General features: G+C 74.0%; 10 protein-coding genes. 6 read left to right on the top strand and 4 right to left on the bottom strand.

Annotation, left to right across the window (positions count from 1 at the left end):
* The first annotated feature begins 91 nt into the window (after window positions 1–91).
* The gene (locus AB0H53_RS23115; protein ID WP_362116419.1) at window positions 92–12,826 is read left to right on the top strand and encodes an amino acid adenylation domain-containing protein; all 12,735 of its coding nucleotides are present in this window, start codon (window positions 92–94) and stop codon (window positions 12,824–12,826) included.
* Window positions 12,827–12,914: 88 nt separating this feature from the next.
* Here the strand turns inward: AB0H53_RS23115 and AB0H53_RS23110 are convergent, their stop codons facing one another.
* Together AB0H53_RS23110 and AB0H53_RS23105 are read right to left on the bottom strand one after the other, a co-directional pair.
* On the bottom strand, window positions 12,915–13,757 hold the full coding sequence (locus AB0H53_RS23110; protein WP_362116416.1) for a S1 family peptidase: 843 nt from the start codon (window positions 13,755–13,757) through the stop codon (window positions 12,915–12,917).
* 665 nt (window positions 13,758–14,422) lie between these two features.
* Window positions 14,423–14,653, bottom strand: coding sequence for a hypothetical protein (locus AB0H53_RS23105; protein ID WP_362116413.1), 231 nt, complete (start codon window positions 14,651–14,653; stop codon window positions 14,423–14,425).
* 349 nt (window positions 14,654–15,002) lie between these two features.
* Between AB0H53_RS23105 and AB0H53_RS23100 the strand changes: the two genes are divergently transcribed.
* Window positions 15,003–17,213, top strand: coding sequence for a Tn3 family transposase (locus tag AB0H53_RS23100; RefSeq protein WP_362116410.1), 2,211 nt, complete (start codon window positions 15,003–15,005; stop codon window positions 17,211–17,213).
* A 264-nt stretch (window positions 17,214–17,477) separates the two neighbouring features.
* On the opposite strand, the gene AB0H53_RS23095 is transcribed toward AB0H53_RS23100, so the two are convergent.
* Together AB0H53_RS23095 and AB0H53_RS23090 are read right to left on the bottom strand one after the other, a co-directional pair.
* Window positions 17,478–17,894: an ester cyclase gene (locus AB0H53_RS23095; RefSeq protein WP_362116407.1), complete on the bottom strand. Its 417-nt coding sequence runs from the start codon at window positions 17,892–17,894 to the stop codon at window positions 17,478–17,480.
* A gap of 134 nt (window positions 17,895–18,028) precedes the next feature.
* On the bottom strand, window positions 18,029–18,817 hold the full coding sequence (locus tag AB0H53_RS23090) for an MBL fold metallo-hydrolase (protein WP_362116578.1): 789 nt from the start codon (window positions 18,815–18,817) through the stop codon (window positions 18,029–18,031).
* Window positions 18,818–18,910: 93 nt separating this feature from the next.
* Here AB0H53_RS23090 and AB0H53_RS23085 point away from each other — a divergent pair, with 93 nt between their 5' ends.
* From AB0H53_RS23085 to mscL, 4 genes are all read left to right on the top strand, one after another.
* Window positions 18,911–19,519 (top strand): ABATE domain-containing protein, encoded by a 609-nt coding sequence (locus AB0H53_RS23085; RefSeq protein WP_362116404.1) that lies wholly within the window; start codon window positions 18,911–18,913, stop codon window positions 19,517–19,519.
* A gap of 95 nt (window positions 19,520–19,614) precedes the next feature.
* Window positions 19,615–20,601 (top strand): prolyl aminopeptidase, encoded by a 987-nt coding sequence (gene pip, locus AB0H53_RS23080; protein WP_362116401.1) that lies wholly within the window; start codon window positions 19,615–19,617, stop codon window positions 20,599–20,601.
* 341 nt (window positions 20,602–20,942) lie between these two features.
* Window positions 20,943–21,695, top strand: coding sequence for a recombinase family protein (locus AB0H53_RS23075; protein WP_362116398.1), 753 nt, complete (start codon window positions 20,943–20,945; stop codon window positions 21,693–21,695).
* A 668-nt stretch (window positions 21,696–22,363) separates the two neighbouring features.
* Window positions 22,364–22,822: a large conductance mechanosensitive channel protein MscL gene (mscL, locus tag AB0H53_RS23070; RefSeq protein WP_362116575.1), complete on the top strand. Its 459-nt coding sequence runs from the start codon at window positions 22,364–22,366 to the stop codon at window positions 22,820–22,822.
* Window positions 22,823–23,276: the final 454 nt, after the last annotated feature.

Genomic DNA, 23,276 nt, shown 5'->3' with positions numbered 1-23,276 from the left:
TCGTCCGGGGGACGGGGTGCGGCGGGTATGTTCATCGTCCCGCACCGCGTGGGCGGCCGGTGGAGCGAGCAGGCAACGGAGTTGGTCGATCATGGGCGGGGCGCATCCGGTGGCGGGGCCGAACGGTGGGACGACCCTGCTGGAGATCCTGACGGACGCGGCCCGGGACGCCCCCGAGCAGGTCGTCGTGCATGTCCGCGGCGACGGCGGTGAACGGGCGGTCACCTTCGCGGAGCTGAGGGACGAGGCCCTGCGGGTCGCCGGCGGCTGCCTCGCCGCCGGTCTGGCGCCGGGTACCTGCGTGCCGTTGCTCGCCGACCGCGGGGACGACTTCCAGGCGATGTTCTGGGGCACGCTCGCGGCGGGCCTGGTGCCGGTCCCGCTCGCTCCCGAGGCCCGCCGGGTCCGGCCGGTGTGGGAGTCCCTGGGCCGTCCGCCCGTGGTGGTCGACGAGGCCACCACTCCGCTGCTGGCCGGCCTCCCCGGCGTACGGCCCCTGCGGCTGGCCGAGTTGCGCGCGGGAACCGCGCCTGCCTGCCTGCCGTCCCCCGCGCCCGGTGACGTGGCGTTCGTCCAGTTCTCCTCGGGCAGTACGGGCGCGCCCAGGGGCGTCGAGCTCACCCACGCGAGTGTGCTGGCCAACCTGCGGCAGATCCGGGCCGCGGCGGCCCTCGTCCCCGAGGACGTGGTCGTGAGCTGGATGCCGTACTTCCACGACATGGGGCTCATCGGCACCCATCTGGCCCCGCTGGCCGCGCGTGTCAAGCAGGTCAGGGTGGAACCGTTGTCGTTCGCCAAGCGGCCCGCCCTGTGGTTCGAGGCCGCGGCCCGGCACCGGGCCACGCTGCTGTCGGCGGCGAACTTCGCCCTGGCGCTGGCCGTGCGGCGGATCCCCGACGAGGTGTTCGCCCGGCTCGACCTCAGCAGTGTGCGGCTGCTCCTGGTGGGCGCCGAGCCGATCTCCCCGGAGGTGTGGCGGCGCTTCGTCCGCGCGACGGGCCCGGCCGGGCTCGACCCCCGGGCACCGCAACCGGTCTACGGCCTCGCCGAGGCCACCTTGGCGGTCACCTTCCCGCCGCCGGGAGAACTCGCCGTACCGCTGTCGCTGGACCGGGCGGCGCTCAGCCGCGGCCGGGCGGTGGACGCCGCGCCGGGCCCGGACGCCGTGGAGCTGATGGACGTCGGGTCCGCGGTGCCCGGCTGCGAGGTGCGCGTGGTGGACGACGCGGGCCGGCCGCTGGACGACCGGCGGGTGGGCCATGTACGGGTGCGCGGGCCGCAGGTCGCCCGCGGTTACCGGGAGGACCCCGAGGCGACCGGCGCGGTGTTCGCGGACGGCTGGCTGCGCACGGGTGATCTGGGCTTCCTGCGCGGCGGCCGGCTGTGCGTGACCGGCCGGCACAAGGACGTGCTCTTCGTCAACGGCCGCACCTTCCACGCCCCCGACCTGGAGGCGGTGGCCGCCGGCACGCCCGGCCTGCCCTCGGCCGTGACCGCGGTGGTCGGCTCCACGGACCCGGCCGACGGCGCCGAGCGCGTCGTGGTCTTCGTCCAGTGGGCCAGGCCGCCGGGCGACGCCGCGGCCGTGCTCGGCCGGGTGGCGGCGCGCGTGCGGCGGGCGCTGGCCCACGACGACGTACGCGTACTGCCGTTGCCCGCCGGGCGCTTCCCCCGGACGACGAGCGGGAAGCTGCGACGGAGCCTGCTGCGCGACCGCTTCGCGGCCGGGGCCTACGCGCGGATCGAGGAGCGCTGGACGCCGCCCCGCGAGGCCCGGCCGCCGTCCCCGGGGCGGCCGGTGCCGCCGCCCGCCCAGGGCACGCCCAGGTCCCGGCGGGAGGCGGAACAGGCCGTCACCCGCGTATGGGCCCGGGTGCTGCAACTGCCCGAGGACGCCATCGGCCCGCACGACCCCTTCCTCGCCCTGGGCGGTTCGTCGCTGAAGGCGATGGAGGTGCTCGCCGCGCTGGAGGACGCCTTCGGGGTGACCGTGCCGCCCGCCGTCCTGCGCGACTGCGACACGGTGGCCGCCCTGGCCGGGTACGTACTCGCCCACGGTGACCGCTCCGGGCCGCCGGGGCCCGGAGCGTCCGCCCCGGGCGCGGCACCCGCCGCCCCTGCCGCCACGGGTGCCCCGAGGCCCGCCCCTGCCGGCGCCGAGGGCCCCGCCGCCCCTGTCACCGCCGGTGCCGACGGCTCTGCCCCTGCCGGTGCCGACGGGTCTGCCGCCCCTGCCGCGACCGGTGCCACAAGCCCTGCCGCCACCCGTGGGAGCCGGCCCGGCGCTCCCGCCGGCGACGCCACCCCGGCCGGCGTCGCGGTCGTCTCCATGGCCTGCCGCTTCCCCGGCGCGGACACCCCGGAGGCCTTCTGGGACCAGCTCGCGGCCGGCCACGACGCCGTGACCGAAACACCCCGGGACCGCTGGACGGCCGCGCCCGGCGGCGCGGCCCGCTGGGGCGCCTTCCTGGCGGACCCGGCCGGTTTCGACGCCGGCTACTTCGGCATCGGCGAGGAGGAGGCCCGGGCCATCGACCCGCAGGCCCGGATCTTCCTGGAACTGGCCCACGAGGCCTTGGAGCGCGCCGGTTACGCGGGCCGGCGGCGGGCCGGCCGCCGCGTCGGCGTGTTCGCCGTGACCGGCGAGAACGGCTACCGCGAACTGCTGGCCCGAGCCGCCCCGGACGGCGGGCTGCCGCCCGCGGCGCTCACCGGCAACCTGCCCAACCTGGTCGCCGCCCGGGTGGCGCAGAGCCTGGACCTGACCGGGCCCGCCCTCGCGGTCGACACGGCCTGCTCCTCCGCGCTGGTCGCCCTGCACCTGGCACGCCGCAGCCTTCAGGCGGGGGAGTGCGACCTCGCCGTCGTCGGCGGCGTCAACCTCACCCTCACTCCCACCGGTCACCAGCTCCTCGAAGGCGTGGGGGCACTCTCACCGACCGGGCGCTGCCGCGCCTTCGGCGCCGAGGCGGACGGACTCGTCACCGGGGAGGGCGGCGCGGCGATCGTCCTGGCCCGCCTGGAGGACGCGCACCGGGCCGGCGACCCCGTCCTGGCCCTGGTACGCGGCACCGCCGTGAACAACGACGGCCGGTCCCTGAGCCTGCTCGCGCCCAACGCGCTCACCCAGCGGGAAGTCGTCGTCCAGGCGTACCGGGACGCGGGCGTCGACCCGGACGACGTCTCCTACATCGAGGCGCACGGCACCGGTACGGCGATCGGCGACCCGGTCGAACTGCGCTCCCTGGCCCGGGCGTTCGGGCCGCGCCGCGACGGTACGCCGCGCTGGATCGGCTCGGTGAAGACCAATGTCGGGCACCTGCTCAACGCCGCCGGCCTGCCCGGCCTGGTCAAGGTGGTGCTGGCGCTCGGGCACCGGCAGTTGCCCGCCTCCCTGCACCACACCCCGCCGGCACCGTTCCCCGAGGGCGCGGAAGGCCACTTCGAGGTGGTCACCGCCCACCGCGCGTGGACCGCTCCGGGACCGCTGCTCGCGGGGGTCAACGCCTTCGGGTTCGGCGGCACCAACGCGCACGCCGTCCTGGAACAGGCCCCCGCGCCGGCCGTCCGCTCCCCGCGCGGGGCGGACGGGCCCCACCTGCTGACGCTGTCCGCGCGCAGTGCCACGGCCCTGCGGGTCGCCGCCCGCGACCTCGCCGTCCATCTGCGCGCCCACCCGGAACTGGACGAGGGCGAGGTGTGCGCGGCCGTCGCCACGGCCCGCGACCACGGCCGGCACCGCCTGGCGCTGGTCGCGCGGGGGGACCTGGCCGAACGGCTGGAGGCCGGGCCGGAGGGCCGGGTCGCCCGGTCCCGGCCCCGGGTGGTGTTCCTGTTCCCGGGTCAGGGCGCCCCGCGGTCGGGACAGGGCCGCTCCCTGTACCGGACGGCCCCGCTCTTCCGCGACGTGCTGGAGGAGGCGTCCGCCCTCGTCGGTCCGGTACGCGGACGCACCCTGGCCCAGTGGTGCCTGGACACCGACGCGCCGCCCGCCGACCTGGCCCGTACCGAGGTCGCCCAGCCGCTCCTGGTGGCGCTCGGCGTGGCACTCGCCCACCAACTGCGGGACTGGGGCGTGGCCCCGGACGCGGTGGCCGGCCACAGCGTGGGGGAGATAGCCGCCGCCTGCGTCGCCGGTTCACTGACCCTCGCCGATGCCGTCCGGTTCGCTGCCGAGCGCGGCAGGCTGATGGGCGGCCTCACCGCGCCGGGCGCGATGGCCGCCGTACGCGGCGGGCCCGACACCGTCGCCGTGCTGCTGGCCGAATCGGCCGGCGCCCTGTGCCTGGCCGCCGACAACGGACCCGGGCAGGTGGTGATCGCCGGTACCCCGGAGGCGGTCGACCGGGCCGTCGCCCGGCTCACCGAGGACGGTGTCCCGGCCCGCCGGCTCGATGTCTCGCGGGCCTTCCACTCGCCGATGATGGAACCGGTGGCGGAGCCGCTCACCGCGGCGGCCACCGGACTGGCGCCCGGCCGGCCTTCGGTGCCGTTGCTGAGCACCGTCACCGCCCGGTGGCAGCCGGATCCGGACCCGGCGCACTGGCGCCGGCACGCCCTGCGGCCGGTGCGGTTCGGGGCCGCCGTCACCCGCCTGCTGGACGACGGGTACGACACCTTCGTGGAACTCGGCCCGGGCTCCACCCTCTGCGGCCCGGTCCGGGCCGTCGCGGCCGGGCGGGCGCCGGCGGGCGAAGTGGCCGCGCTGCCGCTCGTCGCCGGCGGCTCCGGCCCGGCGGACGCCGGCGCCGCCCTGCTGGAGGGCGTGGGCCGGCTGTGGACGCACGGCGTGGACCTGGACCACACGGCACGCCACGGCGGCGGGCGGGCCGCGGTCACCGCGCCCACGTATCCGTTCGAGCGCCGCCGCCACTGGCCCGAACCCACACGGGCCCCGCTCCTGCACCGGCTCGTCTGGCGCGACACGCCCGGACGGCCCGGCGACCAGCCGCGGGCGGTACGGCTGGTGGGCCCCGACTCCGCCCTGGCCCGCGTCCTGGCCGATCGGCTCACCGGCCGCGGTGTGGAGGTCCACCGGGACGGCGGGACCCACCAGGAGGCCGGGACCCACCGGGACGGCGGGGCGCCGCCGGCCGGCCCGGACGCGCACACCACCCTGCTGCTGGCCGGACCCGCCGTCGACTGCGACACCCCCGAGGCGCTCGACGCCGCCCGGGACGCCGCGCTGGCCGCGGTGCGCGACCTGCTGCCGCGCCTGGGTCCGGGCTGCCACCGGCTGCTGGTGGTCACCGAGGACGTACACGTCACCGGCGCCGCCCCCGAACGTCCGCGCCCCGCCCAGGCGCTGCTGGCCGGTCTGGCCCTGGCGCTGTCCGACGAGACACCGGAACTGGAGGTGCGCGGCGCCGATCTGTCGTCGGCCGACCCCCTCGCCGCCCGCGTCGACGCGCTGGACCGGGAACTGTGCCTGCGGGACACCCCGGGGAGCACCGGTGCGGTGGCGTGGCGGGCGGACCGCCGCCTGACCCGCGTCCCGGCCCCGGTGACCGACGGCCCGCCGCGACCGGTCCCGCTGCCGCCGGACGGCGCCTACCTGATCACCGGCGGCGCGGGCGGCGTCGGCGCTGCACTCGCCCGCGACCTGGCAGGCCGCGGCCGTCCCACCCTGGTGCTCACCGGCCGGTCCGCCCGTCCGCCCCGGGGCCTGCTGGACGAGCTGCGGACGCTCGGCGCGGAGGTGGAGTACCGCAGCGCCGACGTGTCGGCCGAGGCCGGCGCCGAGACGCTGATGACGGGCCTGCCGCCGCTTGACGGGGTGTTCCACGCCGCCGGCGTGGTCCGCCCCGGCGCGTTGCGCGCCAAGTCCCCAGAGGAGATGAACCGCGTCCTCGCGGCCAAGGTGCGCGGCAGCCACCTGCTGGCCCGGGCGCTGGAGCGGCACGGGCAGCGCCCGGCCGTCCGGGTTGCCTTCTCCTCGGTCGTCTCGGTGCTGCCGGGACTGGCCGGCGCGCTCGGCGACTACGCGGCCGCCAACGCCTTCCTCGACGCGTTCGCCGCAGCGGAACGGGCGGCCGGGCGGCCGTGGCAGGCGCTGAACTTCGCCGCCTTCGCCCAGACCGGGCTGGCCGCCGAACCGGGTCTGCGCGCGGCCGTCGCGGCCCGCGGGGTCACGCCGCTGCCGACCGCCGACGCCCTGGCGGCCCTGCGCGCGGCGTGCGGCGTGGACGCCGCCCAGCTCCTGGTGGCCGACCTGACCACCGCCACGGCACCAGCCGGCCCGACCGCCCCTCCCGCCCCAGTTGCTCCTGCCCCTGTCGCTCCTCCCTCCGTTGCGCCCGCACCGGTCGCTCCCGTCCCCGCCGGGCCGACCGCCGCCCCCTGCCCCGCCGAGCCCCCGCTCCCGGCCCTCGGCCGGGCGGACGGCGAACCACCCGTTCCCCGGGGCGCGACGGAGACGGGCCCGCGCACTCCCGCCGCGACCGTCCCCACCCGGCCCGGCATCAAGGACCTCCTGCGCCGGCTGCTGGCCGACGCGGTGCACCGCGCTCCCCGCGAGGTGGCCGACGACGAGCCGTTCCTCGGCATGGGGCTGGACTCGCTCGCCGCCGTCGACCTGGTCAGGCGACTGGAGGGAGAACTGGACCGGCCCCTGCCGGTCACGCTCTTCTTCGAGTACCGCACGATCGACGAACTGGCCGCCCACCTCTCGGCAGGTCCGGAAGCGGATCGGCCTTCGCCCCCCGCGCCGCCCGCGCCGCCCGCGCCGGCCGGTGCCCGGGCGGGCGACCGGGACCCCTTCCCGCTGACCCCGGTGCAGCGGGCCTTCCACGCCCAGGGCACGCTCCACCCCGATGTCACGGCGTACGCCTACGTGCGCCAGACCGTCACCGGACCACTCGACCCCGCCCTGCTGGGACGGGCGCTCGCGCTGCTCGCCGAGCGGCACCCGATGCTGCGCGTCAGGATCCGACCGGGCGGCTCCGGCCCGCGGCAGCGGGCGGAACCGCCCGCGCCCATGACCGCCCCGCCCTGGTACGAGGTCCGCGACCTGCGGGGCCCGGTGGAGCCGGCCGAGGACGAGCTGTGCAACCGGCCCTTCGACCTGGCGGCCGAGGCGCCGGTCCGCGCGGTGCTGCTGCGTGACGGGGCCGACCTGGCCCACCTGCTGCTGGTCGTCCACCACGCCGCCGCCGACGGGTTCAGCCTGAACGTCCTCGGCCAGGAACTCTGGTCGGCCTACACCGCGTTCGCGCGGGGCCGCACACCGTGGTTGCCGCCGCTGCGCGCCGGGTTCGCCGACCACGTGGGCGCTGTCGAGGCGGAACGGGCCACGGCCGCGTTCGAGGACGACCGGCGGTACTGGCGCGACGCGCTGGCCGACCGGGGGGAGCCGCTGCGACTGCCCTGGGACGGTGAGCCGCGGGGAGCGCCGGTACCACCCCTGGCCGCGCACCAAGTGGCCCTCCGGCCCGGCCTCACCGCGGCCCTGCGTCGCTGCGCGGCCACCCACGACGTCTCCCTGTTCCACCTCCTGCTGGCCGTGCACGTCCGATGCCTGGCGCGTTGGAGCGGCCGGCGGGACATCGTCGTCAACGTCGCCCGGGCCAGCCGTGAGAACCGGTCGGCGGACGCCGACCGGATCGTCGGACCGTTCGCCGACACCCTGCCGCTCCTGGCCGAAGTCGACCCGCGGGAACCGCTGGCGGTTCTGGCGGAGCGCCTGCGGCGCGGCTGGCTGGACGCCGAGCGGCACGCCCGGCCCAGCAGCGTCGACCTCGCCAAGCTCTCGCCCGCCACGGGGGCCGGGCCGCGCACCGCGTCACCGGCGGGTTTCAGCTTCGCCCGGTTCCCGGTGAGCCTGGATGCCGACTGCCCCGTCGCGGTGAGCCCGGTCGCCGCACGCACCGCCTCGGCGGCCACCCGGCTGAGCCTGCTGTGCTGGGAGAACGGCGAGGACCTGCACTTCTCCTGGAACTACCCGGCCCGGCTGTTCACCCGCGACACCGTGGAGCGCCTGGCGCGGGAACACCTCGCCGCGCTGGCGGAAGCCGCCGAGGTGGCCGGTTCCACGGACTCCGCCGAACCCACTGGGTCCACGGAATCCACTGGGCCCATGGAATGCACTGGGCCCACCGACCCCACTGGGCACAGCGCACCCGCCCAGCCCGTTGGGCCCACCGACCACACTGGGCACAGCGCACCCGCCGAACCCACCCAGCGCACTGGGCACTTCGCGTCCGCACCGGCCGCCAGCGGGGGACCTGCGGGCATGGCGACGGTCCCCCGTGCCGCGGCAACGGCCGCCTCGCCGGGGATCGTCGACCGGTTGTGCGCCCGCTTCCTGACCGACGCCGGCCGCACCGCCGTCGACAGCGGCGCGACCACCATGTCGTACGCGGCACTCGACCGCGCGTCGGCCGCGCTCGCCGCCAGGCTCCGCGCCCGCGGGGTCGGCCCGGGCGACCTGGTGGGGCTGCTCACCGAACCGGGGGCGGACACCGTCGTCGGCGTCGTGGGCATCCTGCGGTCCGGCGCGGGATGGGTCCCGCTGGACGCCGCCCATCCCACCGCGCGGTTGACCGACCAGCTCCGGCGGTCCACGGCCAGGGCCGTGGTCTGCCACGCGGCCACCCGGGCGGTGGCCGAAGCGCTGGACGGGATCGTTCCCGTCGCGGCCGACGACCCGTCACCGGTCCCGCACAACGAGCCGGCGCACACCCCCGCCGACCCCGACGCCATCGCGTACGTCATCTTCACCTCCGGCTCCACCGGCCGGCCGAAGGCGGTGCCGATCACCCACCGGTCGATGGCGAACTACCTGGACTGGGCCCTGGACACCTTCGGTTACCGCGCCGGTGACCGCCTGGCCCAGACCGCTTCCGTCTACTTCGACGCCTCCGTGCGCCAGCTCCTGGCACCCCTGCTCGTCGGCGCCACCGTCCACACCCTGTCCCGGGAGCTGGTCCGCGACCCCGAGACACTGCTGGACCGGGTGGCCCGCGACCGGATCACCGTCTGGAGCTCGGTGCCCACACTGTGGGAGCGGCTGCTGGCGGCGGCCGAGAACCGGGTCCGGCGCGGCGGCCCACGGCCCGACCTGTCGGCTCTGCGCTGGATCCATGTCGGCGGCGAGGCGCTGTCCCCCGCCCACGTCCGGCGGTGGTACGACCTGTTCGGCCCCGGGCACCGCATCACCAACCTCTACGGGCCCACCGAGACGACGATCAACGCCACCTGCCACATCATCGATGCCCGTCCCGACGACGGTGTACGCGGCATCCCGATCGGCCGCCCCGTCACCGGGACCCAGGTCTCGGTGGTCGCTGAGGACGGGCGGTGCTGCGCACCGGGCGAACCGGGCGAGCTCCTCATCGCCGGTACCGGACTCACCCCCGGCTACCTCGGCGAGCCGGGGCTCACCGCCGCCGCGTTCACCCACCGCGACGGCAGGCGCTGGTACCGCAGCGGCGACCGGGTCCGCCTGTCCTCCGAGGGGCTGCTGGAGTACCTGGGCCGCGTCGACGACCAGGTGAAGATCCGTGGTCACCGGGTGGAACCGGGCGAGATCGAGGCCGTGTTGCAGACCCATTCCGAGGTCGCGCGTGCCGCCGTGGTGCTCCTGCGCGGTCGGTTGACCGCCTTCGTCGAGCCACGGGCCTCAGGCCCCCGGCCCGATCCGGCACACCTGCGCACCCATCTCGCGGACGTCCTGCCGGAGTACATGGTCCCCGCCCGGTTCCGGTTCACCGACGCGCTGCCCCTCACCGGTACGGGGAAGGTCGACCGCCGTCGACTCGCCGCCCCGGCCGCCGACCGGAGCCACCGAGCGGCACCGGCTCCGGCACCGGCTCCGTCACCCGCAACGGCGTCGGACGAGGCACCGTCCACCGCCCAGGGCACCGTGAGGACACCACCGTCCACACCGACCGAACGCGGTCTCGCCCGCATCTGGGCGGAACTGCTCGACGTGTCCGCCGTGGGGCGCGAGGACGACTTCTTCGAGCTGGGCGGGGACTCCATCCTCGTCCTGGAGGTGTTCGAGCGGCTGGAGAAGGAGAGGGCCCAGGAGGGGCGGGACTCCGTACTCCCCAGGCCCACGATCGTCTACGCGCACAGCACCCTGGCCGGACTCGCCGCTGCCGTGGACACCGCGACGGCACGGGCCGCCGTCGAGGGGGTCGTCGCGCCGACCGCCGATGGCGGGTCCGCCGTCCCCGCCCCCGTGGACCCGCCAGTGGCACCCGCCGCCGCGCCCGCGGTGAGCGGACCCACCGAGGAAGACACCACCGAGGAAGGCACCACCGAGGAAGGCACCACCGAGGAAGACACCACTGAGGAAAACCCCGGCGCTGAACACCCCACCGAGTCGGTGGCGGCCGGATCCCGCGGGCCGGGACGGGTGGCCGACGGTGTGAGCTGTCCCGGGGCGTTCCCCCTCACCCCGACGCAGCGCGGCTTCCTCCTCGCCGAGGCCGTCGAGCCCGGGTCCGGTTCGGCCTGGCTGGCGCGACTGCGCCTGCGCGGGCCGCTGCGCACCGATCTCCTCCAGCGGGCGGTCGACGTCCTCGTGGCACGCCACGCCATGCTGCGCACGGTGTTCCCCGCCGGTGCCCGTCCGCCGGTGCAGCAGGAGCTGCCGCCCACGCTGCGGCTCCCGGTCGTCTTCGAGACCCTGTCCTCGGCCGCCCTGGCGGAGGAACGGATCGCCGAGGAACGCCGGCGTCCCCTGGAACCCTGGGCCTGGCCCCTGCTGCGCCTACGGGTACTGAGCACCGCTCCCGAGGAGCACATCCTCGTCGTCCACGCCCACCACCTCATCGGTGACGGGTACAGCGCGGCACTGTTCGCCCGGGAACTGCTGACCGTCTACGACCGGTTCGACCGCGGTGAGCCGGCCGGCCTGCCCGCGCCCCGGACCACCTTCCGCGACTACGCCGACCTGCTCCGGCGCCGGCCCACCGACCGGGACGCGAGCCTGCCGGCCGACGCCTGGCACCGCGGGCAGCGAGCCCCCTACCGACGACCGGACCTTCGCCGGGCGGTGTCACGGGAGGCAGCACGGCAGGCGGACGGGCAGCACGGGCGGCGGGCCGCCTTCCGGTCCGCGGGGTTCACCCTGGACGCGGAGCTGACCGACGGGCTGCGCCACCGCGCGGCGGCCGTCCGCGCCACCCTGTACGCCCCGGTCCTGACCGCCTACTACCGGACCCTGGCCGCTCTGACGGGGCAGGACGACCTCGTCGTCGGTCTGGCGGTCACCGGCCGCGACCGGGCGCTGCCCGGCGTCGCCGGCCTGTTCGGTCCGCTCGCCGCCGCGGTCCCCGTGCGCCCCGCCCCACCGGACGCCGCCGGGGCCCGCCCGCCCGGCCGGTCCTTCGACGACGACCTGCGCAGGGTGGCCGCCGAGGCCGTCGCCGCCCGGACGTACGGTCCCGACGGCGAGCTGTCCGGCGGTCTGCCCGCCACGGCCCAGTTCTTCTTCACCTTCCTGGACTTTTCGGCCCTGGGGCCGCTGTCCGGCGAAACCCTGACCCTCGACTGGGAGGACGACGCCGAGCTCGCCCCGCCACCCGTCGGCACCGATGTCCTCGTCACCGTCCGGCCGCTGGAGGACGGGCTGCGGGTCACGCTGCGCGCCGCGTCCGCCGCGTTCACCCCGCGGGCGTTCACGGCGCTCACCGACGCCCTGCGGGAGGAACTCACCCGGGCCGCTGCCCCGCGACCGACCCGTTCCCGACACCCCCGCCGGCCCTCGGCGGACGCGGCGCTGGTCGGCTACCTGCCGTCCCCGCGGCACCTGGCGGAGCTCGCCGGGCTGCCGGCGAACGCCCTGTCGCGCGAGAGTCTGCGCGCGCTGATCTTCCCGGACGGCGCCCCCCGTCTGCTGGAGGAGATCGACACCCCGTTGGGCCGCTCCATGTTCGTGGCACTGCCGCTGTTCGCCGACGAGCTGACCGCCGGAAGGACGCTCACCGGGCACACGGCCCGTGCCGTGGCGCACGCGGCGTCCCTCGGCGCCCGGTGCGTCTCCCTCGCGGGGATGATCCCGGCGCTGACCGGCTACGGCTTCGAGGTGGTGCGTACGGCGGGCGGGACGACGGCCGTCACCACGGGCCACGCCGCCACCGCGGTGTCGGTGGTCACCACCGTCCACGCGGCCCTCGGCGCGCAGGGCCGCGACCTCGCCGACCTGAGCGTCGCGGTGGTGGGGCTCGGGTCCATCGGCACCTCCTCCCTCGAACTGCTGCTCAGCCGCGCCCCGCGCCCGCCCGCCCGGCTGCTGCTGTGCGACCTCGCCGGCAGCGAAGGCCGCCTGGAGGAACTCGCCGCGTCGCTGCGGGACCGGGGACTGGCCGATCAGGTGGCGACGGCCGAGTCCGGTGCGGCCCGCGCGCTGCCCCCGGCGGTGTACGAGGCGGACCTGATCGTCACCGCGGTGAGCGGCACCACAGCCGTACTCGACGTCGACCGGCTGCGCCCGGGCACCGTCGTGGTCGACGACTCCTTCCCGCACTGTTTCGACACCGCCCGCGCGCTGGCCCGGATGCGGCGGCGACGGGATGTGCTGATCGTGGGCGGTGGTCTGCTGTCCGTCGGGGAGACCGAACAGTACGTCGCCGAAGGGCTCCCGCCCGCCGCCGTCGCCGGATACGCGGCGCGTTCGCGGCTGCCCGGCACGATCGCCTCCTGCCGTCTGGAGTCCCTGCTCCACGCCACCGTGCCCGGCCTGCCCCTGGTCCACGGCCTGGTCGACGGCGCCCGTGCTCTCGCCTACTGGGAGGCGGTGCAGACGGCGGGTGTCCGAGCGGCGCCCCTACACCTGCTCGGCCATGCCGTGACCCCCCCGCCGCCCGGCCCACGGTGAACGGCCGCTGTCACCGGCCACGGTGGACGCGGGCACCGGCCCGTCCCATGGGGCTCCGCCGCCGTACCCCCCACGGCGCGTTCCCGGTTCACCCGATGGTCGCCCCGTACACGCCGAGAGGCTCCGTCACCGGCTGGTAGAAGGTGTTCCCGCCCGACTGGCAGTCGCCGTCGCCGCCCGACAGGAGTCCTAGGGCGGTGGAGCTCTCCGGTGGGTTGTCCGGGTCGTACGTGAAGAGGGGACCGCCGCTGTCCCCGGGCTCGGCGCACGCGTCGGTCCGGATCAGACCGGTGACCCTGCCCTCCGGGTAGGTCACCGTCTGGTTGACGGCGGTGACGGTGCCGAAGCGGGCATGGGTGGTGGAACCGCTGCGTCCGATCCGGTCGCCCACCACCGCGTCGCGAGCCCCGGTGATGGGGAGCGAACCGTGTTCGTAGAGGTTCACGGAGCTCGGGTGGGGGACGTCGGCGGTGTACTCGGCCAGCGCGTAGTCGTTGGTGGGGAAGCTGGAGCCGACGGTCCTCGCGATCTCCGGCCCGCCCGCGGTCTCCGCCCAGCTGGTGACGAGGTTCCCGCAGTGCCCGGCGGTGAGGAACCCGTCGGGCGCCCCCTGCCGCCGCACGTTGAAGCCGAGTGAGCAGCGCGCTGAATGGTCCCGCCCGTAGATCGCGTCACCGCCCTGGATGAGCGTCCTGAGCTCGGTGGCGGTCCTCTTCAGCGCCACCGTGTCGCCGAGCGGCTGGAGGATCCTGATGAGCTTGTACAGCTTCGTGCCGGTCACGGTGCGGTCGGCGGTGACGACGACCCGGTCGAGCACGGGGTCCACCCCCCAGGCGGTGCCCGGGATCTCCTCACTGGCGTTCAGTTTCGCCATGGTGGACGTCAGCGGGTCGGAGGGCTGGACGGCTCGGGGCCCGGACGCACTGGGCACGCGCGACACAGTGCCGGCCGATGCGCCGACGGGCGGCGGGGCCAGCGCCGTGGTGGCCAGAACGGCGAGCGCCGTGGCCAACAGGGCGGCGGCCCGCCGGAAGGGGGTGGATGGCTGCAAGGGATCTCCCGTATGCGTGCCGGAACCACGGGTCCGGAGGGTGTCCTCCCACACCGTTCGGTACCGGGAGGGGAACCCCATGCTCACAAGGCGCGAAGACCGGCAGGGCGGATAATCAGCACGGGAGCCGCTAAACCACCCATAAAGCCGACGGAACCACCAACATGCGTTCGTGCCGGCCCCACCCGTCCGGCATCCCGTCGCGCCGTGGGAAGGAGACGCCCGGCTGGGTCGGCCCCGACTTCCCCGTGGACACCCGGGAAAGGGAGAACGACGACGTGCATGACGGTCGGCACACGGCGTCGCGACGCGTGATGGAGAAGGCCGGCCCCGTGCCTCGTCCGGTACTTCACCGGGAACGGGCCGGAGGCCGTCCCGGTGCCCGAGCACGGCGAGGTCGCACAGGCAATCACCCGGACCCAGTGGGAACAACAGGTAGGCATGCCTGAGCCCACACGGCGGCGTGCCGGACATGGCGCGGCCCGCCCGGAATCGGGGCGGGCCGGCGGTCATCAGGGGCTCGGTGCTGCGTGTTCCGGCGCGGGTCAGACGCAGACGCCGGCGGCGCAGATCTTGACGTTGACCGGCAGGACGGTGATGCCGAACTTGCTGAGGTAGGTGTTGACGGTGGCCACCTCCAGGTTCGCCAACTGCACGGTGACGGGGAGGTTGACGTTGTTGTCGGCGACGTTGACCAGGGCCACTTCGAGGTCGTCGAGCTGGTTGCCGGACAGGACGTTGATGTCGCCGACGTTCACGGTGGTGCCGTTGAGCACGTTGTTGACCGTGATCAGACCGGAGCAGTTGACGGTGTGGTCCGGTCCCCCGCCCTGGTTGGAGCAGGTGTAGCTGTGGGGGCTGCTGGAGCCGTGCTGCTGTGCCGCCGCCGGTGCGACGGCCGAGCCGGCCAGAGCGGCGACGAGACCGGTGGTGGCGGCCCTGTTCTCGTATAGCTACGGCGAACGGACATGTAGCGCTGTGTGATTGCCCTGGTGCTCGTTTCTCCTGGCTGGGCGCCTCGTTGAGCTGAACGAGTGATCTCGGTCGGGGCGGAGGGGTACGGGTGCGGCAGGACTGGGAGCCGGAGGACCTGATCGAGGTCTGGACGCTGCGCTGGAAGACGACATGAAGCGGGTGCGGAACAAGTCCGGGGCGACCCGGCTCGGGTTCGCGCTGTTGCTGAAGTTTTTCGAGGTGGAGGCCCGGTTCCCGGAGTCGGCCAAGGAGGTGCCGGCCGCCGCGGTGGAGTACGTGGCCCAGCAGGTGAAGGTCCCGGCCGGGGCGTGGGCGGAGTACGACTGGCAGAGCAAGGCGATCCAGCGGCATCGGGGCGAGATCCGGGCGGCGTACGGGTTCCGGGCGAACACCGAGGAGGACCAGGACCGGCTGGCCGCGTGGCTGGCGACCGAGCTGTGTCCAGTGGAGCTGTCGCGGGACCGGCTGGCGGCCGCGGTGGTGGCCCGGTGCCGCAACGACCACGTCGAGCCCCCGGCGCCCGGGCAGGTGCGGCGGCTGGTTGGCAAGGCGGTCAAGGACTTCGAGAAGCGGTTCTGCCGCAGCACGCTGGACCGGCTCAGCCACGCGACGCGCTCGCGGCTGGAGGACCTGGTCGCGGGCGACGGAAGCGAGCAGGGCGCCGACGGCGACGGCGCGGCGGTCGGGGGCGGGCGGTCGCACTTCACGGAGTTGAAGACCGACCCCGGCGCCCCGGGCCTGGAGAGTCTGCTGGCGGAGGTGAACAAGCTGGAGCGGGTGCGGCGCCTGGAGCTGCCCGCGGACCTGTTCGCGGACGTGTCGGAGAAGCTGGTGGACGCCTGGCGGGCGCGGGCTTCGAAGGAGTACCCGGCGAACTTGGAGCGGATGAAGCCGCCGCGGCGCCTGACACTGCTGGCGACGCTGTGCCACGTGCGGCAGACGGAGATCACCGACTCGCTGGTGGATCTGTTCATCCAGCTCGTGCTGAAGATCAACACGCGGGCGGAGCGGCGGGTCGAGAAGGAGCTGGGGGCGGAGCTGAAGAAGGTCCGCGGCAAGGAGGCGATGCTGCTGCGGGTCGCGGAGGCGGCCTTGTCGGAGCCGTCCGGAACGGTGCGGCGGGTGATCTTCCCGGTGGTCGGCGGGGAGAAGACGCTCAAGGCCCTGGCGGCGGAGGCCGCGGCGAACGAGGCCCGCTACAAGGCCCGGGTCCGCACCGTGTTGCGCTCCTCGTACTCGGCGCACTGGCGGCGGATGCTGTCGCCGCTGCTGCGGGCGCTGGAGTTGAAGTGCAACAACACCGCCTACCGGCCGGTGATGGACGCGATCGACCTGCTCCAGCGGTATCTGGAGCAGCCGTTGAAGGAGGGCGCGTTCTTCGATCCGGCGGAGACGGTGCCGCTGGACGGCGTGGTGCCCGAGCAGTGGCGGGCGGCGGTGGTGGACGACAAGGGCCTGGTGGAGCGCATCCCGTACGAGCTGTGCGTGCTCGTATCGTTGCGGGACGCGCTGCGTCGGCGGGAGATCTGGGTGGTGGGCGCGAACCGGTGGCGCAACCCGGAGGACGACCTGCCCGCCGACTTCGAGGACAACCGGGACGTCCACTACGCGGCCCTGGGCCAGCCGCACCAGCGCTACCGGGGCCCCGGCGTGATGATCTACTGGCACGTCGAGCGGAAGTCGGTGTGCATCTACTCCCAGCTCACGTCCTGCTCTGCCTCCGAGGTCGCCTCGATGATCGAGGGCGTGCTGCGGCACTGCACCGATATGGAGGTCGACCGGCAGTACACCGACACCCACGGCGCGTCCATAGTCGGCTTCGCCTTCGCCCACATGCTCGACTTCAAGCTGATGCCGAGGCTGAAGAACATCGGCTCCGCGAAGCTGTACCGTCCGGCCGCCGGTGAGGACGACACCTGGCCGCACCTCGCGCCGGTGCTGTCGACCAAGACGATCAACTGGGACCTGATCCGCCAGCAGTACGACCAGATCGTGAAGTACACCACCGCCCTGCGCCTGGGCACCGCCGAGCCCGAACAGGTTCTGCGCCGCTTCACCCGTGGCGGGCCCAAGCACCCCACCTACCAGGCGATCGAAGAACTCGGGCGGGCGGTCCGCACGGCATTCGTCTGCGACTACCTCGCAGACATCGAGCTGCGCCAGGAGATCCATGAGGGCTTGCAGGTGGTGGAGAACTGGAACAGCGCGAACAAGGACCTCTTCTACGGCAAGGACGGCGACCTGGCCGGGGCGGACAAGGAATCCCAGGAGGTGTCCATGCTCGCCCTGCACCTGCTCCAGTCCGCCCTCGTGCACGTCAACACGCTGCTGATGCAGCAGGTCCTCGCCGACGAGAAGTAGCCGAGATCCTCACCGACGTCGACCGGCGGGCCCTGTCCCCACTGTTCTGGACGCACGTGAACCCCTACGGCCGTTTCGAGCTGGACATGAACAGCCGCCTGGAGCTGGGCCTGGCCTCCACGGCCAGGGCGGTGCCCGGCCCGCGTAGGCCGCAGGGCGATGCGGCATCGGCCAGAAGGTGACGCCGCGGTTCTAGGTATGGGCAGTCGGAGCGTTTCGCTCCAGGTGGGGGCGCAGGGCGTGGCCCTGTCGAGGCCGGTGTCGTTAGGCGGCGGAGCCGGCCGTGAGCTGGTCCATGATGTCGGCGAGGTTGTAGTGAGCCCGCTTCTCGATGATCTTGCCGTCCTTGAACGTGAACAGGTTGAACATGGAAAAGCGCATGTGCGCTCCGCGTGGGGGGATGCCGTAGTAGTCGCCGCCCTGGTCTCCTTCGACCACGACGTAGGCGCCGACCTTGTCGGCTTCGGCGACGGTGTCGAGGACCGTCAGGCGGATGCCGGGGAAGGCGTCGACGTGCTTCTTCTCCGCGTCGATGAACCCTGCGGCGCCGGGCCGGGGGTTGTCGATCTGGGGGTAGAAGACGAAGCCCGGGTGGAACATGCCGGTGAGCGTGTCGTAGTCGCCCTGCTGAAGGGCCTGGTAGAAGCGGTGTACGAGGTTGGCATTGGTTCCGGTGGACATGTGATCGGGTCCTTCTCTGTCGTTCTGGCAGGGTGCAGGGGACGCCGCGAGGGGTCGCTGCCGGGGGCAGGGCTCGGTGTGCTGCGGGCCCCGACCCTGGCACGAGGTCTCGGTTCCTGGACGGCGTTCCGGGCTCAGGCGCGCTGTGCCCAGTCCTGGTCCAGGCGGTCGGTCAGGCCGGCGGCGGCGAAGGCGGCCTCCAGCTCGTCGCGGCCCTCAGTGAAGTGGGCCCAGCTGTCGTGGTGGACCGGGACGACGCGGCGGGCGTCAAGGATCCGGGTGGCCTCGGCGGCCTGGGCGCTGTTCAGGACGATCAGCCCACCGTCGAAGAGCATGGGGAAGCGGGGTGCGCCGGCGAACAGGAGGGCGGTGTCGATCGGGGCGAAGCGCTCGGCGATCTCCCTGACCGCGTCGAGCGAGGCGTTGTCGCCGCTGACGTAGACCGTCGGCAGTCCCTCGCCCGTCAGGACGAAGCCGACGACCTGGCCGGCGAAGGGCTCGACCTCCTCACGCGCGCCGGGGCCATGGATGGCAGGGACTCCGGTCACCGTGATGGTGCCGCCGCCCGGCCGCTCCAGCTCGACCGTCTCCCAGTCGGCCAGGCCCTTGGCCTTCGCCCCGAGGCGCTTGCCGCCGCCGGGGGTGGTGAGAGTGAGGGGGACGTCGGCGAGCAGGGCGCGGCCGGAGGTGTCAAGGTTGTCGGCGTGCTCGTCGTGGGAGAGCAGGACCACGTCGATGGGGCCGAGGTCGGCGGGAGTGGTGGTGGAGGGGGCGGTCTTGGTCAGGGTCGGGCCGGGCGAGGCGTAGTCGCCGGGGCCGTCGAAGGTCGGGTCGGTCAGGAAGCGCAGGCCGCCGTACTCGAACAGGGCGGTCGGACCGCCGAACGTGCGGACCGGGAACTGGCTGGCGTTGAGCTGGGACATCACATCTCCGTTTCTCACGAAAAAAACCTGCGGTTAACGTGATTCCAGGTTAGGCAAGCATCACGGAAAAACGCAAGCGCTACCATGAGAGGCATGGACGACCCCTTGGCCGCCGACGTGGCGCCGACCGCTCTGCCCCCGGCGCCGGGGGCCGACCGGTACCGCTCCCTGGACTTCGCCGACACCGCCGCCACCCTGCCCGCCAGCCAGAGCTACGACCTGCTCGCCGCCCCGGAATCCGCCATGCGCTGGCTCGCCGCCCACGACCTGACCACCCCGGACGTGCAGCTGTACGAGGTGTGCGCACAGCGGATGCGCACCCTGCGCGCCCACATCCGCGCCCTGTTCGCCTCCCGCGTCGACACCACCACCCCGCCCGAGGAATCCCTGCACGCGGTGAACGAGGCCCTCACGGCCGTACCCACCGCCCCCCTCCTCGCCTGGGACGGCGCCCAGGGGCTGCGCCGCATCCAGGCCCACCCCACCGACCAAGCCGTCAACCACGCACTGGCGACCCTGGCCGCCGACGCCGCCGACCTGCTCACCGGCCCGGACGCCGGCCTCCTCGCGGCCTGCGGCTCCGCCCCCTGCGACCGGTTCCTCCTGCGCACACACGGCCGGCGCCACTGGTGCTCCACACGCTGCGGAGACCGGGCCCGAGCCGCCCGCGCCTACGCCCGACGCAGCGGCGCCACCGGCTGAGCCCAGATCCTCACGGGAAATAATCAGGTTTTCCGTGATGTTTGTCCGGGTGGTTCCGGCATCCCGCCGGACGAGCACGGAGAGGACACCCCGCCATGAGCCTGTTTCCCCCGATCGAGCCGTACGCGAGCGGCCTGCTCGACGTCGGCGACGGCAACCTCGTTCACTGGGAGACCTCCGGCCACCCCGGCGGCAAGCCCGCCCTCGTCGTCCACGACGGCCCCGGAGCCGGCACCCGCCCCGAACAGCGCCGCCTGTTCGACCCTGACCGCTACCGGACCGTCCTGCTCGACCAGCGCGGCAGCGGACGCTCCACCCCCAGCGCCGCCGACCCCGCCACAGCGATGCGGCACAACAAGACCTGGACGCTCGTCGACGACATCGAGCGTCTGCGCGAGCATCTGGGCATCGAGCAGTGGCTGCTGTACGCGGAGGGCTGGGGCTCCACCCTCGCGCTCGCCTACGCCGAGGCACACCCCGAGCGCGTCACCGAGATCGTGCTCTCCCGCGTCACCACGTCCCGGCGCGCCGAGACCGACTGGACCTACCGCGGCCTGAACCGCTTCTTCCCCGGCCAGTGGCAGGAGTTTCTCGCCGCCGCTGACGCCGGACCGTACGACGACGTCGTCCGCGCCTACGAACGCCTCACCCAGGACGAGGACCCCGCCGTCCGGGAACGCGCGGTCCGCGCCTGGAGCCGCTGGCACGACACCGTCCACACCGCAGGCGGCACCCACCAGGGCCTCGCCGAACTCAGCGAGCGTCCCCTCGACGAGCAGACCTCAGTGGCCCGCACCTCCGCCCGCTACCACGCCAACGGCGCCTGGACCGGCGAGGGCGCCCTCATCCGCGACGCCGTCAAGCTCGCCGGAATCCCCGGCGTCCTCATCCACGGTCGGCTCGACCTCGCCCACCCGCCCGTCACAGCCTGGGAACTCGCGCAGGAATGGCCCAGCGCCGAACTCAGGATTGTCGACGGACCCGGCGACCCGGCAAGCGACACATCCCTCGCCCTGGCCGCCGAGTCCATCTCATGCTTCGCCACGGCGAGCGCGACAGACCACGCCACCCCAAGGCCCTGATACGCCGGCCCTCCGGCACGCGTCTGCCGCCGCTGGAGTCCCGAAGCGGCCGTGGTGGAGGGAGGCGAATCCCAGGCGAGGCAGCGATTCGGCGGCCTCCGGCTGGTGAGCTGGAGGCCGCTGTTCAGCATCTGCTGGAGGCGACTGGACTGGACGGCTCCCTGCCTCTCCACGACAGCCTCGCCCACTCCGTCGCCCAGCCTGCACCGACGGTGGCTGTGGGCAGAGACCGATGTCGGCCAGCCACGGCAAGATCACCGAGGTGTGGCTGTTCTCCGCCGCCCGGCCGCCGAGGACGCGTTCTGGGGCAAGTCTCAGAAGGAGGTCTGCCCCGCTCTTGAGTGAGAACGGGTTCTGCGGACATCCGCCTCGGCTACGCGCGGTGCTCGACGCTCGGGCAGGAACTCGACTCCCAGCTCGACGCGCTCGCGGGGCACGGCATCCCCCGCGACAAGATCTTCAGCGAGAAGATCAGCATCCGGGTGCGGGTCCGCCCGAAGTTCGAGGAGGCGCTGCGGACGGCGCGGGAGGTCAAGGCGCACGCCCCGCACTGCCGGGTCATCTTCACCGTGTACGAGATGAAGCGGCTCGGCCGCGACGCGGCCGAACTCACCGCCTTGGCGGACCACCTCACCGCCCACGGCCTGGCCCTGGAGATGCTCGCCGGGCCCCTGCCCGGCATCTATGACCCCACCGGCCCGGGGAAGCTGCTGTTCGCGTTCTTCGCGGCGATGGCGGAGACCGAGCGGGAGAACATCCGCGAGTCGACCCTGGAGGGACTCGACACCGCGGCCCGCAAGGGCAAGCACGGCGGCCGGCCCCCGGTCATCACCGACGACATGCTCCACACCGTGCTGCGGCGCCGTGCGGGCGGCGAGTCGGTCGAGCAGATCCAGCCCGACCTGTTCATCCCCACCGGCAAGCGCAAGGGCCACAACCCCTCCGTCGCCAGCATCTACCGGGCGCTCGCCGAGCACGCCAAGCGCGAGGCGTACCCCGAAGCCATCGAGGCCGCACACGCCGACTTCGCCGCCATGAACAACGGAGCAGTCCCCGAGCCCCACACTCAAACAGAGGCCCTGAAATCACACTGAGTTACTTGTCCCCTCGCCGTAGCTATACGAGAACAGGGCCGTGGCGGCGATACGAGCGAGCTTCACAGTCGTCTCCTCATCGGTTGACCGCCGGCACCCGGGTCCGGCCCCGGGCGGTGCGGTTCCTCCAGTGACAGTTGCAAAGTCTTGGCCCACCGGAGTGCCACACCCAAGGCGGTATCCGGCACTCCGTCCGGCTGCTGTGCCCTGCGGTGTCCGCAACGCGATCCCCAGGTCAGCGCGGGAAACGCCGCGCTGTACTCGTGAGATGGCTGTACGTTACTTTCCGGTCCGGCGCCCCCGCTGCCCGGTGGTACGACGCCTGCTCCGGGCAGGTCGTCCCGGTGGTGTGGAAGCCCGCTCCTCATGGCGGTTCCGAGCCACGCTTCATTCTTCAAGGGTGTCCGAAACCGCAAACACGGGCGGCACTGGCGGTCGGTATGTGCCCCGCCCATGAAGCTCGCCGCCGGCCTCCGCGCCACCGGCCCGCGCGCGGCTCCGCCCCGGCGCGGTGGCTCCGCCAGGTGTGTCGGTGGCCGTCCCACGGCCCGAACCTCGCGGTGTAGCCGTATCCAGGCGGGCAACACGTGACCTGAGCACGCCGAGGGCGACATAGCGCCGACCACACCGTGTGGCGGGACACGAAAGGGAAACAGCCGGTGAAGGGTTTGCTGGAAGGGTTCCGCAGTTTCATCCTGCGTGGGAACGTGGTTGATCTGGCTGTCGGCATTGTCATCGGTGCCGCCTTCACCGCCGTCGTGAACGGGTTCGTCAAGGCGTTCCTGACCCCGTTCGTGGGTCTGGCCGCCGGTGCGACGGGAGACTTCAGCCGCAAGACCTTCACCATAGGCCGGACCATCTTCCCCTACGGCGGTTTCATCAACGCCACGATCAGCTTCCTGCTCATCGCCTCCGCGCTCTACTTCCTCGTCGTCCTGCCGGTCAACAAACTCCATGAGCGTTTCGCCCCGCACCACGATGTGCAGGCGGACAAGCGGGACTGCCCCGCCTGCCTCAACCCCGTCCCCGCCCGGGCCACTCGCTGCGGACACTGCACCGGCGAACTGGTCCCCCTGACCGACCCCGGCCACCCGGGTGGCGTCGGCCGGCCGCAGACGCGCGCCTGACCGGCAGGGGCGCGGCCCCTGGCACAGGGCCACCGCGAAGGTGTCGAGTGGGGCGCCGTGGCCCTCGGCGACCGCCGAAGGGGGAGGAAACCAACGCGGCGGGCTTCTGCCCGCCACAACTCCGCCGGCCCCGGTCAACGGGTCAGCGGGCCCACTGGGTCAGCGGAGTTGTTCCCACTCCTCCACCGGTGCTCCCACGAAGCCGCTCCGATCGATGTGTTCTCCGTCGGCCCGGCTGTCGTAGCGGCGGTTCACAGGCCCGTGTACGTCGACCCTTACAACCAGGGGGCCAGGTACTGCGTACGGCCCGGGTACTCGGTGTCGATGCTGGGGGACGGGCCGCCCGGGCCGCGCCGGCCCGGTGAACACAACGGGCCGGCGCCGGCCCGGGGGGGGGGCGGGCGCCGCGCGGCGCGACATAGTGGCGGCCGGGGAGAGGCCCCCGCCGGCCGCC

Source organism: Streptomyces sp. NPDC050856 (genome assembly GCF_040653855.1).
Lineage (GTDB): Bacteria > Actinomycetota > Actinomycetes > Streptomycetales > Streptomycetaceae > Streptomyces.
The sequence above is the reverse complement of the archived record's forward strand: the minus strand, read 5'-3'. Positions and strand labels throughout refer to the sequence as shown.